At 60.0% G+C, this 15,362-nt stretch carries 9 protein-coding genes and 1 pseudogene; 1 reads left to right on the top strand and 9 read right to left on the bottom strand.

What is annotated here, in order from left to right:
- Window positions 1-2: 2 nt before the first annotated feature.
- Together FQ668_RS17455 and FQ668_RS17450 are read right to left on the bottom strand one after the other, a co-directional pair.
- The gene (locus tag FQ668_RS17455; protein WP_053868207.1) at window positions 3-2,255 is read right to left on the bottom strand and encodes a molybdopterin cofactor-binding domain-containing protein; all 2,253 of its coding nucleotides are present in this window, start codon (window positions 2,253-2,255) and stop codon (window positions 3-5) included.
- Complete coding sequence (locus FQ668_RS17450; RefSeq protein ID WP_003256023.1) at window positions 2,255-2,710, bottom strand: (2Fe-2S)-binding protein; 456 nt, start codon at window positions 2,708-2,710, stop codon at window positions 2,255-2,257. Before FQ668_RS17450 ends, FQ668_RS17455 begins: the two co-directional genes overlap by 1 nt.
- A gap of 270 nt (window positions 2,711-2,980) precedes the next feature.
- Here FQ668_RS17450 and FQ668_RS17445 point away from each other — a divergent pair, with 270 nt between their 5' ends.
- Window positions 2,981-5,167, top strand: coding sequence for an OsmC domain/YcaO domain-containing protein (locus FQ668_RS17445; RefSeq protein ID WP_014590666.1), 2,187 nt, complete (start codon window positions 2,981-2,983; stop codon window positions 5,165-5,167).
- Window positions 5,168-5,376: 209 nt separating this feature from the next.
- On the opposite strand, the gene FQ668_RS28575 is transcribed toward FQ668_RS17445, so the two are convergent.
- From FQ668_RS28575 to tssK, 7 genes and pseudogenes are all read right to left on the bottom strand, one after another.
- Window positions 5,377-6,255 (bottom strand): DUF6708 domain-containing protein, encoded by an 879-nt coding sequence (locus FQ668_RS28575; RefSeq protein WP_019438200.1) that lies wholly within the window; start codon window positions 6,253-6,255, stop codon window positions 5,377-5,379.
- 4 nt (window positions 6,256-6,259) lie between these two features.
- Window positions 6,260-9,344, bottom strand: a pseudogene (locus FQ668_RS17435) (T6SS effector BTH_I2691 family protein).
- Window positions 9,337-10,260, bottom strand: coding sequence for a DUF4123 domain-containing protein (locus FQ668_RS17430; protein WP_053868149.1), 924 nt, complete (start codon window positions 10,258-10,260; stop codon window positions 9,337-9,339). Before FQ668_RS17430 ends, FQ668_RS17435 begins: the two are co-directional and overlap by 8 nt.
- On the bottom strand, window positions 10,257-12,425 hold the full coding sequence (locus FQ668_RS17425; protein WP_019436875.1) for a type VI secretion system Vgr family protein: 2,169 nt from the start codon (window positions 12,423-12,425) through the stop codon (window positions 10,257-10,259). Before FQ668_RS17425 ends, FQ668_RS17430 begins: the two co-directional genes overlap by 4 nt.
- Window positions 12,426-12,498: 73 nt before the next feature.
- On the bottom strand, window positions 12,499-13,014 hold the full coding sequence (locus tag FQ668_RS17420; RefSeq protein WP_019436874.1) for an Hcp family type VI secretion system effector: 516 nt from the start codon (window positions 13,012-13,014) through the stop codon (window positions 12,499-12,501).
- Window positions 13,015-13,145: 131 nt separating this feature from the next.
- On the bottom strand, window positions 13,146-14,015 hold the full coding sequence (icmH, locus tag FQ668_RS17415; RefSeq protein ID WP_019436873.1) for a type IVB secretion system protein IcmH/DotU: 870 nt from the start codon (window positions 14,013-14,015) through the stop codon (window positions 13,146-13,148).
- 1 nt (window position 14,016) lies between these two features.
- Window positions 14,017-15,354, bottom strand: a complete 1,338-nt coding sequence (gene tssK / locus FQ668_RS17410) for a type VI secretion system baseplate subunit TssK (RefSeq protein ID WP_019436872.1) — start codon at window positions 15,352-15,354, stop codon at window positions 14,017-14,019.
- Window positions 15,355-15,362 lie beyond the last annotated feature (8 nt).

Below are 15,362 nucleotides of genomic sequence, written 5' to 3'. Positions count from 1 at the left end.
GATCAGCTGAAGGTGTGGCGGCTCAATGGCAAACTGCGCACGCGCTGGCCAGTGAGCTGCGCGACCGCATTGGCCACCGCCGGGGCCACGGCGGGCAGCGGTGGTTCGCCGATGCCGCCCATCTTCGCCCCGCTTTCGATGATGCGCACATGTACCCGCGCCATGCGCGAAGGCGGCAGGATCGGGTACAGGTCATAATTGCGTGCGCGCGGCTTGCCATCCACGTACACCGCTTCTTCCACCAGCGTCTGCGACAGGCCCAGGGCGACGGCGCCGTTAACCTGATGCTCGATGATCGCCGGGTTGACGATGCTGCCCGGGTCGATGGCTTGCCAGATGTCGTGCACCCTGACCTGGCCGTTGTCTATGGAAACCTCTGCAATGACCGCAGCCTCCGAGCCGAACGGTGAGGCCATGGCCACGCCGCGTGCGCGCTTGCTGCCGTCCTCGGCGGTGAACGGTCCGCGCTTCCAGCCCCCGGACAAGTCGGCCACAGCGTTCAGCAGGTTGGTCAGTCTCGGGTTGTCGCGCAGCAGGTGCAGGCGCAGTTCAAACGGGTCCTTGCCGCCTTTGTCAGCCAGTTCGTCCAGGAATGATTCGTAGAAGAAGTCGTTCAGCGAGTTACCTACCGAGCGCCAGTAACCGAGCATGGCCGGGCCTTTGACATAGATCTGGGCGATGCGCTTGTTGGCGATGGCGTAGGACTTGCCTGACAGCCCCTCAAGCGCGGTCGGGTCGATCTTCTCCCCTTGTTTTCCAGCAAGGGCTTCGGTTGGGCCCTCGGTGGCGCTTACCGCTTCGAGCGCCACTGGCATACCGTCTGCGTCCAGCCCGGCGCGGAACTTCACCACTGCGACGGGGCGCAGTACATCGCGCAAAAACTCCTCCTCGCGGCTCCAGATAAGCTTCACCGGCCGGCCAACCGCTTTGGCCAGGGCAATGGCCTGCGGGTAGGGGTTGGCAGAGTCGTACAGGAAGTGGCGGCCAAAGAAGCCGCCCAGCAGCGGCGAGTGCAGGTTGATTTGTGCAGGCTCCAGGCCGGTGCGTCTGGCAATGTCGTCACGGAACATGTCCGGGGCCTGGTTGGGCAGCCAGACGTCGAGGCTGCCGTCCGGGTTGAAGCGGGCGAGGGCGGACGGTGGCTCCAGCTGGGCATGGTTCAGGTACTGGTTGTGGTAGCTGGCCTCGACCTGGGTCTTGGCGTTGGCCAAGGCGCCGGCAATATCCCCTTCGTTCTCTTCATCACGGGACGGCCCTTGCACCGTCGCGAGGTGTTCGCGCCAGGCGTCGCTGGAAAAATCGGCCGGCATCGGGCGCACTTTGCTGTCGGCGGCCGGTTCTTTCCAGTCCACCTGCATCGCCTCCACTGCACGCTTGGCGTGCCACCAGCGCTCGGCGACCACAGCCACGGCGCCTGGCAACTGATGCACAGAATGTACGCCTTTCATGGCCTTGACCTGGTCTTCGTTGCGCAGGCTCCCAACCGTCATGCCCAGGCGCGGTGCATGCTGCACGGCAGCGTGGAGCATGCCGTCGACTTTGATGTCGATGCAGTACTGGGCCTTGCCGGTGGACTTGTCGTAGGCATCCAGGCGGCGTACGGGCTTTCCAATCCAGCGAAACTGGCTGGGGTCACGCAGCTTGACGCTGGCCGGGTCGGGCACCGGCAGGTCCATGGCGCGACCGGCCAGCTCACCGTAGGGTACGGAACGTCCGGTCGTGGTATGTACTACGTTACCCGGTGTGGTAGAAAGCTCATCGACCGGTACACCCAGGTGTTCGGCGCCCGCCTGCAGCAGCATGCCCCGGGCGAGCGCGCCCAGACGGCGCATGGTCGGGTAGCTCATGCGCACCGACATGCTGCCTCCGGTGATGCGCATGCCGTTCTCCATCACCACGTAGGCTTCGCCCGGTGGTGCGCTATCGACCACGAAATGGGCCGGGTCGACATCCAGCTCTTCACCCACAATCTGCGCCATGGCGGTGAACGGGCCTTGCCCGCCTTCCATGAACGGACTCAGCAGGCGCACCGTACCGTCCGGGCGAATCTCCAGAAATGCAGGCACCTGGGTGCCTCGTTCCGCAGTTGCCGCAGCGGCGGCTGCCTGCACGCGGGCCGGGCCTATGGGTAAGCCGAAACCTAGCACCAGGGCACCGACTGCGGTGCCGGCAAGAAAGCGCCGACGTGACAGATTGATCGTTTCGCCCCGCTGCAGCCTGAGCAGTTCGGCAGGTGTATCGACTGGCGTGTTCATCAGGCCTGCTCCCCCTGGGCCAGGTCATGCACGGCGGCATGGATGGCGTTGTAGGTGCCGCAGCGGCACAGATTGACCATGGCTGCATCGATCTGCGCATCGCTGGGTTTGGGTGTGTGCTTGAGCAGCGCCGTGGCTGCCATGACCTGGCCGGACTGGCAATAGCCGCATTGAGCCACCTGGTGCTCGACCCAGGCGGCGACCACCCGTTTGCCGACTGGGTCGGCCTCGATCGCCTCGATGGTGGTGACCTCACGCCCCACCACACCGGCCACCGGGGTGACGCAGGCGCGCACGACATTGCCGTCTACCAGCACCGAACAGGCGCCGCATTGGGCCAAGCCGCAGCCATACTTGGTGCCGGTCAGCCCCAAGTCATCGCGGATTACCCACAGCAGGGGCGTGTCGGCGTCCGCCTCGACCTGATAGGTCTTCTGGTTGATGCGTAGTTCCATGGTTTCACCTGCCCGTCACGGTTGTTGTCGCTGTGTTTTTTCTGCATGGGGAATACGTTGTCCCCCGGTGCAGAAACGCTAGCACAGGAGGATGACCGCTGGTCTGGTGGCGGAGGTGGCTTCAGAGGATCAGGCAAGTAATCCGGCGGAATACGCAAGCCAGCTTCGAAAAATCAAGCCTGCGGTCGGCGTTGAACAGGACTTGCGCAACGAAAACCCGGATAATGCCGGCCAATTTCGTTTTGCACGCTTAAATCACGGTAATCCCGCATGGAAATCAAGGTCAATTTTCTCGACAATCTCCGTCTCGAAGCCAAATTCGATGACTTCACGGTGATCGCCGACCAACCTATCCGCTACAAAGGCGATGGTTCGGCCCCAGGCCCGTTCGACTATTTCCTGGCGTCTTCGGCCTTGTGCGCGGCTTACTTCGTCAAGCTCTACTGCCAGACCCGCGATATTCCCACCGAAAACATCCGCCTGTCGCAGAACAACATCGTCGATCCGGAAAACCGCTACAACCAGATCTTCAAGATCCAGGTCGAACTGCCCGAAGACATCTCCGACAAGGACCGTCAAGGCATCCTGCGCTCCATCGACCGCTGCACGGTAAAAAAGGTGGTGCAGACCGGCCCTGAGTTCGTGATCGAAGTGGTCGACAACCTCGATGCCGATGCCCAGGGGTTGCTGATGCCGGTGTCGGACACCAGCACCTATATCCCCGGCAAGGACCTGCCGCTGGAGCAGACCATTGCCAACATGTCGGGCATCCTCGCCGGGCTGGGGATGAAGATCGAGATCGCCTCGTGGCGCAACATTGTCCCTAACGTCTGGTCGCTGCACGTACGCGATGCGCAGTCGCCGATGTGCTTTACCAACGGTAAAGGGGCCACCAAGGAGGCTGCGCTGGCCTCGGCGCTGGGCGAGTTCATCGAGCGCCTCAACTGCAACTTCTTCTACAACGACCAGTTCTGGGGCGAGGACCTGGCCAACGCCCCGTTCGTGCACTACCCGAACGAACAGTGGTTCAAGCCGGGCCCGCGTGACGCGCTGCCGGCCGAGATCCTCGATGAGCACTGCCTCGCGATATACAACCCTGACGGGGAGCTGCGTGGTTCGCACCTGTATGACACCAACTCCGGTAACACGGCGCGGGGCATCTGTTCGCTGCCGTTCGTGCGCCAGTCCGACCAGCAGGTGGTGTACTTTCCGTCCAACCTGATCGAAAACCTGTTCCTCAGCAATGGCATGAGCGCGGGCAACACCTTGGCCGAGGCGCAGGTGCAGTGCCTGTCGGAAATTTTCGAGCGCGCGGTGAAGCGCGAAATCCTCGAGGGCGAGTTGTGCCTGCCGGACGTGCCGCAAGAGGTGCTGGCCAAATACCCAGCGATCCTCGCTGGCATCCAGGGCCTGGAAGAGCAAGGCTTCCCGGTGCTGGTCAAGGATGCGTCGCTGGGGGGCGAGTTCCCGGTCATGTGCGTGACCTTGATGAACCCGCGCACGGGTGGCGTGTTTGCCTCGTTCGGTGCCCATCCGAGCCTGGAAGTGGCGCTGGAGCGCAGCCTCACCGAACTGCTGCAGGGTCGCAGCTTCGAAGGCCTGAACGACCTGCCGCAACCCACCTTCGAAAGCCATGCGCTGACCGAGCCGAACAACTTCGTCGAGCATTTCATCGACTCTAGCGGCGTGGTGTCGTGGCGCTTCTTCAGCGCCAAGGCCGACTTCGAATTCGTCGAGTGGGACTTCTCCGGGCACGGCGAGGACTCCAACCAGCAGGAGGCCGCGACGCTGTTCGGCATCCTGGAAGACCTGGGCAAGGAAGTGTACATGGCGGTGTACGACAACCTTGGTGCCACCGCGTGCCGTATCCTGGTGCCAGGCTACTCGGAAATCTACCCGGTCGAGGACCTGATCTGGGACAACACCAACCGCGCCTTGTCGTTCCGTGCCGACATCCTCAACCTGCACAGCCTCGACAGCCGCTCGCTGAAGCTGCTGCTCAAGCGCCTGGACAACTGCGATGTGGATGACTACACCACCATCACCACGCTGATCGGTGTGGAGTTCGACGAAAACACAGTGTGGGGCCAACTGACCATTCTCGAACTGAAGTTGCTGATCTGCCTCGCGGTGCAGCGTTTCGAGGATGCCAAGGAACTGGTCGAGGCATTCTTGCAGTTCAACGACAACACCGTAGACCGCGGCCTGTTCTACCAGGCGCTGAACGTGGTGCTGGAAGTGCAGTTGGATGACGAACTGGAGATGGATGACTACGAAGCCAACTTCCGCCGTATGTTCGGCAATGCGCGCATGGACGCGGTATTGGGCTCGTTGGACGGCAGTGTGCGCTTCCATGGCCTGACCCCGACCAGCATGAAGCTCGAAGGCCTTGATCGCCACCTGCGCCTGATCGACAGCTACAAGAAACTGCACGCGGCCCGGGCCAAGTTCGCCTGACAGGCGCTGCGCCCAATCACCGCCGGCAAGCCAGCGCCACAGGTATTGCACCGCTCTTGAGATTTGTGCCGAACCTGTGGACGCTGGCTTGCCTGCGATAAGTCAGGAGCCGTCCTACAGCCCTTTGATCTGGGCGCCATCCTCATTCTGTCTTGCCGCGTTGCCATCCAGGGGCGTAGCGTTCTCTTCCTATCCACTTCAGGTGGTGACTATTCGGGCTTAGCAGGCCCAACTTCGAAAGCCTCCGCCGGTGGTGGCGCTGCACGGACATTGAAAAGCTTGCAGACACAGTACCAACAGAGAGCGACGGTCAGGTTGTAGGGGAACAGCACCGCCCAGAACGGCAATTGCCAGTTCTTTTTGCCCTGCATTTCACCGGGCTCACCGGTTCGCCAAGGGGCGTAGTGGCGCCAGGCTTCTGCCGGGGTCAGGCAGATGGCGTGCAGTGGCTTGTGCCACCAGTTGGGTTCACCGGGCGGGGGGAGTTTGTCCGGGCCGTGGTCCATGAAGTGGCGGAGGTATTCCCATACCTCGGCGACATGCTTGACGCCCGGTTCGGTGGGTTCGTTGCTGTCGATCCAGAGGCAGTCTTTTTGATGCAGGCTGCCGTCTTCGCGGCGGGGGGCGAAGGCGAGGGCATAGCTGGTAGTGAAGGAGGAACCACTGAATTCTGTGCGACTGAAAAGACCGCCTGCGACTTGGCTCCAGTCAAATATTATGAGTTTTTTGAATCGCTTATAGTAGATTTTCTTTGTGTGTCGATTTAAATATATGTTCGATAAGTTTTTTATGAAAAGTATTCTGTAGGCTAAGAATGGGGTAAAAATAAAGGGGAGTGAGATCAGGATGGCAACGAAAATTTCGCCGCCGTTGATTGAGTAGTCTATATTTTCATTAATGAGATTGTAACATGATAATATCCAGGTAAATAGAAACATGGCAGTGTAGATTTTTCCCATGAATACAGAGTCGGACACCCAAGGGTTGCGCAGGCATAAGTGTGAACTGGTTGTTTGGATAAGTTGTCCGGAAATTTTTGGCTTGAATCCTGAATTGTGGGCTTGATTAAAAAGCCAGATAGTCGCCATAGGTTTAGCGTTCCAGATGAATAGTGGTAGTAGAAGGAGTGTCGTCATCCAGTCCTTGGTTGGCATAGTAATTAATCGTTAGCGTGGCAGACCTGATTTGTCTAGCATCAGTTTTGTAATGAAGTAATAAACCTGCTTGGGTGATATGGCAGTCAGGGGTTATTTGGAGTGGGGTTGTCTGCCTGTCGAGATTCTGGCTCACTAAACTCCCTGACCATTCGCTTTGACCTACTACGAATTCTGGTAAAAGTATAGTTAGCTCGAGTGTTGCGTTTTGTTTAGTGACCTGGGTATGGATAATTGTTGCCCAGTCAGGTGTTGGCCATTTGTTATTTATATCCAAATGTGTCGTTAGGGCGCCTAAGCCGAGCTGCTCAGAGTACGGTGCCAACAATGCTTTCGGTGAGAAAAATTCAATCTGCCATGACTTGATTTCTTCGTGGATGTGGCGAAAGGGTGGCAATTTTTTATCAAAGTCTAACTTTATATTCTCCCGTATTTCTCCATCGTTTTCCCTTGTCCCGAAGATGCTTCTGCTGGCCCATAATTCTAAAGGGCTGTGAAGGCGGGAGTGAGCTTTTGAGTAGAGGAATAGACCTCCACCGATCAAAGTTGCTCCGATCAAGGCGATTCCAGCTGCTGTCCAGCCTGCAAAGGGAATGAGGACTGTCGTGCCTGCGATGGCAAGGCTTCCTTCTAGAACAAGAATCGAACCTAAAGCAGTAGTCGCGCTGGCAGCCGCTGTATATAAGCCTGAAATAAGATTGCCGTTCTGCCATTGACGTATTGCCTTAAAAATATCTGAGGAAAACCCCATTATTATCGCCGGGTAGCCTGATGCCCGCGCGAAAAGATTACTCGTCAGAAAGTTGATGATGCCGTTACCAAAGGCCATGCCTGGCGCCGTTGAGATCCACTTCAACATCATGGCCTTTTGCGTTGCCCGTACGCTGACCAATGTCGCTGCCGCTGCGCCAATCACCCCGAAGACAGAAGAAGCGAACCCCAGGGTGTATTCCGGTGCATCACTCTTCTGCAGGCTGTTGTAGGCCGTCTTGAGCGATAAGATGTTGAACCACAACATCCCTGCGTTTAAACCACCACCACCGCCGGAGGTGAGCAACCCAAGGAAGTTGGGTTTCACGCGCGCAGTAGTGGTCAGCTCGATAGACACCGTGCGGCTACCCGAGATGCGCAACGCTTTCATCTCTTCAACCTGTGCCATGCCGCTCTTCAAATACCGCTGCACCTCCTGGCTAAAGGGATTTTCCGTAATGGCCTGCTCGGTGATTCGATAGCGTGCCGCCAACAACCCCAGTGCTTTCTCGGCATTGGCCTCACGCGCTGCCAGCAACACTTGCTGGCGCAGGCCATGGCTGGCATCCCAGCGGGTCTGGCCACGCAGGCGCTTGAGCACCACGGCATTGACCGACTGGGCGGTGAGGTCGGTGATGTCAGCCATGGCCGGGAAGCGACCGGCCAGCCCTTCGATCACGTTGTCGCTGGCGCCGAACAAAGAGCCGATCGAATCGGCTTTGTCCTTGAACGGGTTGAACGGCGCCAAGGCGGTGTAAAGCGGGCTGTCGTGCTGGTCCAGCCATTGCTCNTCGGCTTTGTCCTTGAACGGGTTGAACGGCGCCAAGGCGGTGTAAAGCGGGCTGTCGTGCTGGTCCAGCCATTGCTCCAGGCGTTTGAAACGCCGGTCATGATCTTCGGTGCCGGGTGTCGGCTGGCCCATCGGGTGAATCAGCAACGCCAGTGAGATTTCCAGACCACGGGCGGAGGTGCGTTCGTCACGGTCGTAACAGGCCAAGGCGGCTGCCAGGCTGTAGGGGTTATCGATGTGTTGGGATTCGGCCGTCGCCAGCCAGGCGTCATGATCGTTGCTGGCTTGCAAGGCCAGGTTGCGCAGGGCGGCAATCCGCCGTTCCAGCGCGTCGCGTTCGGCGAGGAAGCGCCGGTATTTGTCGACATCGAGGCGCTGTGCCAGGCGCGCGCCATTGGGGGAGTAATCTTCATGGGTGAGGGCCTGGAAATGTGACTCGGCCGGCGACAGGGCGGGCCCCCGGCGTGACGTGCCCAGCCTGAACGCGGCCAGTTCCGGTGAAGGGGCATCCGCCGGGTACAGGCTTTCCAGCGTCTTGTTCAGCAGCATGGCGACCAGGTTGCGATGGTGAAAGTCGCGGCTCTGCGGGCTGAGCTGTTCGGCATCCAGCCGGTAGCATGCCGGCACGCGCTCCTGCTCGGGAGGTTGGGCGGGTTTTGTGTGCTCCAGTTGCTCGGCCGGTATCAGGTCACGCAGTTGATGCTGGTAGGCCGAGACCGACAGGCTCAGGTCCAGGGCCAGGCCTTCGGCATCGGCGAGCGCCACCACCACCGGCACTTTCGGTTGGGTCCAGGGGTAGTGCCGGGCGATGGCAGTGAGGTTGCCGATGGGCAAGGTTTCGGTGATCGGGTCGCTGCTCCAGGTTAGCGGCATGCGCCGCTCGGTTGGCTTGAAGTCTTCGACCCAGGTTTGCAGGGCACTGACTGGCAGCACATGGGGCTGGGTGGACGGCGCCGGGTTGCCGCTAACCAGCTCGGCCATGTCCAGCTGGCGCATGTGCCGTTTGCGCAGGGCTGCCGAACCGGTGATACGGGCGGTGATGGCGTTGGTCCACAGGTGCGGGCTGTAGCCGATCCACACTTCCTNCAGGGCTGCCGAACCGGTGATACGGGCGGTGATGGCGTTGGTCCACAGGTGCGGGCTGTAGCCGATCCACACTTCCTCGGCGGAGTCCTGGCAGGTGTCGGCCCACACCCAGCCGGTGCTCTGGCCGGACAGGTAGCGCTCACGGCGGTGGTAGTCCTCCAGCCCTTGATAGCGCAGCTCTTTGTAGAGGCCCGCGCCGACGTGCTCATGAATGACCAGCTTTTCGCCCTGAGGGCCTTTCATGAACACGTAGACATAGCCCGGGCGCAAAGCACGGAGGGTGTAGGCCGAGTGCTGCAGCGTGGGGATGNACGATGGCGTAGCGCACTGGCAGGATGGGCACGCGTGCGCTGCAGGCCGGGCCGGAGGTGGCGCTGCTGACGGAGGCGTTAGTCATGGGCAGGCTCCTTGCTTTCGACCAGTGCCTGGAGCTCGCGAAGGCGGGCCTGGGGCGACTCTTCGAGGTTGGTGTAGATTTTTCCCGCCTTGTCATTGCTCATCAGCCACATGTGCCCGGCTAGCAGCCGAATGAATTGGCCCGCAACTTCCTCGCTCCGGAAATTGAGTGCTCTCAGTTGCGGCAGGAGTGTTTCTATCCATAGGCGTATGTCCGCCAAGGTATGGTTGGCATGGGGCGGCATGGCCAAGACCTCATGCGCCAATGAGAGGACAAAGTGCTTGTGCATGCCTGCTTGCAGCCGATCAAGTTCAAGCTGCTGGAGGGTCAAAGGCAGTTCTGATCTTGAGCGGGCAGCAATCGGCTTGTTTTCGTGTGTTTTCCACTCATGAGCCGGCCCCCAGTTGACTCGCCATGCCAACCGAGACACCGGGCCAAGCCAGGCCTTGCGATGGTCGTCGTCCAGCGCATTCAGCCAGGCTGCAAGATGGTCCGGTGTGACATGGTGAGTGGCAACGCTCTGGTCAGGGAGCACGACCTGCACCAGGCTGGTGAAGTGGTCTGCCAGCGCTGTCAGGCCAACCTCGGCATCCAGCGCGATGGCTCCACCGATAGGCATCCAGGTCGTGATTGCATGGGCAAGCAGCTCGTGAGCGTCTGCAACGTCCACCAGCAAAGGCCCAAACTCATGACGGTCATCCAGGGCGCTGCTCTTCCATAACCATGCCTTTTGAGTATTCCGGCTGACAGCGTTGATAAGGTCGATTACCGATGGGGCATAAGCAGGAACCAGTTCACCCTCCTGCGGGATGGGCCGATAGGCCCAGTACTCGATTGCTCTGGTCATGAGCAGCAGAAAGCGGCAGTTATGAGCGAAGTCTTCGCTGCGCGGAGCAGCTGATGACGGTGTAGTCATTGGCCTGACCCTCGGATACAGCGGCAATCGGGCAGGGGGCAGGAACCATCAGGGCGGCGCCCACACAAGCGCTCCAGAGGCTTGCCGGTGTTCGGTGCACTGCTGATGGAAAAGGGGCTTGTCGTCCCATTTGCCGACTTGAGCATCTGGCCGGTGATGCGAATCGTCGGGCTGTCCAGGGTGATGCCTGTTTCGTCGATTCGAATGGAGCCACCAGGGCCTTGGATGACCACGGCTTCCGATGCTCGAAGTTCATAACGGCGAGTACGTCTACGGATATCCCCACGGGCTTCCAGCTCGGCATGCCCTTCGACCCGTTGCTCGAAGTTGCCACCGATACGGGTGTGGTGATTGGCGGCGATCTGGTCGTGACGGTGATTGCCGATGTTTTCGACACGGTCCTTGGCGATCCTGATCGTGTGGTTTCTGCCGATGTCGAGCGCGGCGTCCTGCCCGATGGTGATGTGCTCGTCATTGCCAACCGTTTCCGTACGGTCGTGGCCGATCAGGATCGATTCGTCGTTATCGACCTGCTCTTTGCGGTCATTGCCGACCTGCGTAGTCTCATCGTGCTTGACCACATTGTTCTGGTCCCTCTGGGCATGAATGAACACTTCCTCCTGGCCCAGTTCGTCCTCGAAGCGCAGCTCGTTGAAGCCATCGCCCTTGTGGGTCTGGCTCTTGATGGTCATGCGGGTCTTGTGACGGGGAAGGTCGTACGGTGGCAGCTGGTTGCCGCAGTAAGTACGGCCGGTGATCATCGGCTGATCGGGGTCGCCGTTGACGTAGTGGATGATCACGTCCTGGCCAATCCGTGGGATGGCCATCGAGCCCCAGCTGCCGCCGGCCCAGCCTTGGGATACGCGCACCCAGCAGGAGCTGAACGCGTTGTCCTGGCTTTCTCTGTCCCAGGGGAAGCTGACCTTGACCCGGCCCCATTCGTCGCAGTAGATCTCTTCACCGGGCGGCCCCACCACGGTTGCCATGTGCGGGCCGTCAACGCGGGGTTTGGGCAACGGAGCTGGGCGCCACTCGGTTCTGCCTGGCACCAGTACCGCCTTTTGCTCGTAACGTGTGCCCTGGTCGGCCCCGGCAGCTTCTTCCTGCAGGCTGGTGAACTGGCTGCCTTCGTGGCGAACCGTGCTGACCCGCCAATGCACATTCAGGTCTTCGCGCGGGTGGCCGGTCAGGGTGAAGCTCAGGCCTGGTTGCAGGCGCACATCGTCGCCTTGCACCTCGGCAATGCGCACGTCATGGCGCAAGCCGGTGATGCGGTTTTCGGTGAACGGCTTGCCAACGGCATCGCGTTTGTAACGGCCGGGGTAGTCGAAGCACTCATAGTCCGTGGACTGGTGCTCAAGATAGGGGCCCGAGGCCCTGTGTTCCTGACGATAGGCCGGGTGGGTGAAGGTGTAGTCGCGTTGAACCTGCCGTGCAGTACGCACCTGTTCGCTGTAGCGCAAGCGCCGTAGGCACGGTTGAGGCTGGTCGCCGCCGTGGTTGGAATGGTACAGCACGGTGTCCGGGGCTGACGGTTCACGCTCACGGTAGAAGCCTTCGGCGTCGTCCTCGTTTTTGATGACACCGTGACTTATCAGACCGAGTGACTGCAGTCTGTCGGTGATGATTAGCTTGTGCAGCTTTTCACTGTGCGCGAAGCGGTAGACGAAGCCTTCTTCGGCCGCCAGGCGGGCGATGAACGCCAAGTCCGTCTCACCAGCCTGAACGCAGAATTCGCGCACCTGATGGTCCATGCTGGCGCGTAGTTCGTACTGGTCGATGCCCTGGCGCTTGAGCATCAGCTCGAGAATTTGCGGCACGGTCTTTTGCTGGAAGATGCGCCAGTTCGAACGCAGGCTGGCACGGGCCAGCTGTGGCTCGATCAGCGCGTCATAGTAGGTGCGGTAGAAGCCACTTTCCGCTTGGCTGAAACGACTGACCAGACCGTGCACGTAGCGTACTGGGCGTCCGCCTTCCCAGATGGTGAAGAGCACCGGTTTGTCGAGCAGGTGGCCGAAGTCGATATCGTTCTCGAAGCTGATCAATTTCAGCTCCAGTTCGAAGGGTGTGCTGATCCCTTCTCGTAGTTCGAACGACACCACTTCGAACTCAGCTTTGCCAACCTGCGGCTGGAAGCTGTAACGCAAATCAGATTGGCTAGGCATAAGCAATCCTTGTCCGCCGTCTGAGGTGACACAAAGTCCGGGCAGGTAAACCCGCCCGGAGCATTCATGAATATCAGGCGGCTGGTGCTCGCCAATCATCAGAGCCACCGGTACCTGCTACGGTGTGCTCCCAGACGATCTTCCGATAGGTCATCGCAACCTCGACCAGCTGCGTGTAGTTCTCGTTCACCTTGTCTTGAGCGTGGGGGAGGACGGTGTTGATGCTGACAATAGTTGCGTCTTCAAGCGTGGTTGAGAAGAAGTGCTCTTGTTTGCCTTCCGACGAGGTGCGGTACCAATTGACTTCGACGATCTCCAGCTTTTCGCCTGTCGCCAGCGCTTGATACATAAGCGGGGTGGCCTTGTTGAGTGAACTGGTGAACTTGAACGGCTTGTGTACGCGTGGGCCACTCGGCTGGCCGCTCTGTGGATCAGTGGGTGTGGTCACTTCATGCTTGATCTCCTGAACCAGGATTTGATCTTCATGACCTTGCTGGAAAACGTTGCCGACAGAATCAGAGGTAAATGCACCAGCGGTGATTTTGCCTTGAGTTGTACCAGTGATTGTGATGTAAGCGGGTGTTGGCATGGCAGTCTCTCCTGCGTCCGTGTGGATAAACACGCGCACCCAGGGTGGCGTGGCCATCGGAAACGATGGGCTTGTCAACGAGGCAGGTACCTCGTCAATTCAATGAATCAGCTGCGCCGTGGATCGACGCGCTACTGCTGCAAAATGCCGTTGAGCGACTCCAGCACCTCGGTGGTAATCAGGTGCAGGCGATAGCTGTAGATGCTGTAAGCCACCGCCATGGCGATGGCGGAAATCACCAAGGGGCTCCACCAGGGCCATTGCCGGCTCATGCGGAAGTTGCGTGGGGCCACATTGGTGTAGGGGTCGCAGACTTCTTCGGGGGTAGGGCCGCGCAGTTCGCGGATGATCCCGTGCAGTTGGTGAATCAGTGCGTTGAGTGTTTCTTCGCCTTTCGGCGCGAGCGCGTACTTGCCCTTCAGCCCAAGGCACAGGGCGTAGTACATGAACTCAAGTACGTCCTGATAACGCTTGGGCTCCTGCATCAGGCGGGTGATCACCGTGAAGATTTTTTCCCCACCCCAGGTCTCGTCGTGGAAGATGCTGAGCAGCGGCTCCTGGCTCCAGCAGCTGCTCTTGCCCCAGGGGCGCTCCATAACGGCCTCGTCTATGAACAGGCACAGACCGTAGGAGTACGCCAGCAACTGAGCCGGCTCGTAACCGTGCTGGCGCAGTTCTTCCTGAATGTTGTCGATCTGGCTGCGTACTTGCTGGTGCACGTCCTGGATGTTCGGCAGCTCGTCCAGCGTACGCAGGCGTATAACCAAGCCGAACAACGGTGATGCGGCATCCAGCATCAGGTTGGCGAAGCCGCCCCGCAGCTGAAATTCCGGGTCAGCGGGGTAGCCTTCGGAAACGGGCTCTGGCTCGGGTTTGTCCGTGGATGCTTGCCCATTGGTTGCCGCAGCCCGGGGGGCGGGTACTGGCTGTTCAAGGGTTGAATCAAGCGCGTTGACTGCAGCGTTGTTTTCATCGGTGGGCGTGTTGTTGTCTTTTCCCATGTCACTCACTCCTGATCGCCCAGAACTGCAGTTCAAGCCCTGGGAAGTCGCCCGCAATGTGGATGCCGAAGCCATTCGCCTTGCTCATGCACGCCCAGGCCGGGTCACGTCGGTCCAGCTCGAAGTAGCTGAAGCCCGCATGGAAGGGCAGATCGCGGGGCGCTACCGGTAAAGGCAACAAAGGGATGCCTGGCAATTGCAGCGGCACCAGGTCATTCAGTGACTCAAGTGAGGTGATCTTTGCTTTCTGGATGAACATCTGGCGCAACGCCTGTGGTGGCATGCTGGCGCGCACGGCGAGGATGAAGTCGGCTTCGTCGATCAGCCGGCGGTCTTCCAGCGTGGTCGTCATCACGCCGAATTGTTCGCTCTCCAGCGGCAGTGAAACAGCGCGCGGCCGCAAGACGGTGCTCAGAGACCGGCGCAAGGTGTCTTCCAGCGGTTTGAAGGAGGTGCGCAGTGCGGTGTGGTGATAGGCGGGGTACTCCTGCGGCAGCCTGTTCTGGTCGGTGAAGGTGACGAATTCGCCGCAGGCCTGGCTCATGCACAGGTACAGCTGCTCGGGGTGCGTTTGCGCTTGCCTGGCCAGATGCTGGAAGCATGGCCACCAACGGTTCATGGCCTGCAACAGGTTGAAGTCGCGAATGTCGGCGATCCCGGACTGGCCCGATGCACCAATCCGCGTGGCAAGGCCGCGCGCCCGCTCGCGCAAGGTATTGGTGATTTCTTCAAGAAACCGCTGCAGCGCTGGCACCGCCCGCACCGAAACGCTGGTGGGGTAGAACGCTTCGTCCAGTTGCAGGCTGCCGTCGGGGCGCCGTTCCAGAATACGTGCCAGGGCCAGGCGGGTGTATGCGCTGCTGTCTTCGGTCTTGCGTTTGAGCTGCAGGTTGGGCACCGCAAGGTCTACCTGCACCAGGTCACCGTCAGCGGTGTGGGTATCCTTGATTTCCTGTGCCTGGGCGGTATAGCGGAAATTGGCTGCATTGTCGGGCCAGCTCACTTCGCGGCCGCCATCGGTACGCAGCGGCAGGCACAGATACACCTCACTGTCTTTGCACGCGTCGTCGCCGATTTCCAGCGGCGGCGGTGGCGGCAGGTCGGCGGGAATGTCGAACACCGTGCCGTCCGGCATCACACCTCGCGCCCGGGTGATGGCGACTTTGCCCAGGCTCAGGTATTCGTCGTTCAACTGAAGTTCGCTGAAGCCGTAGAAGGCTGCATTGAGGCTGGCGAGGCGCTGGTGCAGTGCTGCTTCGCTGGCTCTGGCCGCTTGTTGGAAATGCTGTGGTTTGACGAACAGGCCTTCGGGCCAGAGAACGGGATTGCGTGAACTCATGGGCGCTC

The sequence above is a fragment of the Pseudomonas sp. Kh14 genome, from assembly GCF_900291005.1.
GTDB lineage: Bacteria > Pseudomonadota > Gammaproteobacteria > Pseudomonadales > Pseudomonadaceae > Aquipseudomonas > Aquipseudomonas alloputida.
This window is presented reverse-complemented; position numbering and strand designations above follow the sequence as displayed.

Excerpts from the sequence above, each read along its gene's own strand:
- FQ668_RS17455 (WP_053868207.1), bottom strand. The coding sequence starts at position 2,255 with ATGAACACGCCAGTCGATACACCTGCCGAACTGCTCAGGCTGCAGCGG.
- FQ668_RS17450 (WP_003256023.1), bottom strand. The coding sequence starts at position 2,710 with ATGGAACTACGCATCAACCAGAAGACCTATCAGGTCGAGGCGGACGCC.
- FQ668_RS17445 (WP_014590666.1), top strand. The coding sequence starts at position 2,981 with ATGGAAATCAAGGTCAATTTTCTCGACAATCTCCGTCTCGAAGCCAAA.
- FQ668_RS28575 (WP_019438200.1), bottom strand. The coding sequence starts at position 6,255 with ATGGCGACTATCTGGCTTTTTAATCAAGCCCACAATTCAGGATTCAAG.
- FQ668_RS17430 (WP_053868149.1), bottom strand. The coding sequence starts at position 10,260 with ATGACTACACCGTCATCAGCTGCTCCGCGCAGCGAAGACTTCGCTCAT.
- FQ668_RS17425 (WP_019436875.1), bottom strand. The coding sequence starts at position 12,425 with ATGCCTAGCCAATCTGATTTGCGTTACAGCTTCCAGCCGCAGGTTGGC.
- FQ668_RS17420 (WP_019436874.1), bottom strand. The coding sequence starts at position 13,014 with ATGCCAACACCCGCTTACATCACAATCACTGGTACAACTCAAGGCAAA.
- icmH (WP_019436873.1), bottom strand. The coding sequence starts at position 14,015 with ATGGGAAAAGACAACAACACGCCCACCGATGAAAACAACGCTGCAGTC.
- tssK (WP_019436872.1), bottom strand. The coding sequence starts at position 15,354 with ATGAGTTCACGCAATCCCGTTCTCTGGCCCGAAGGCCTGTTCGTCAAA.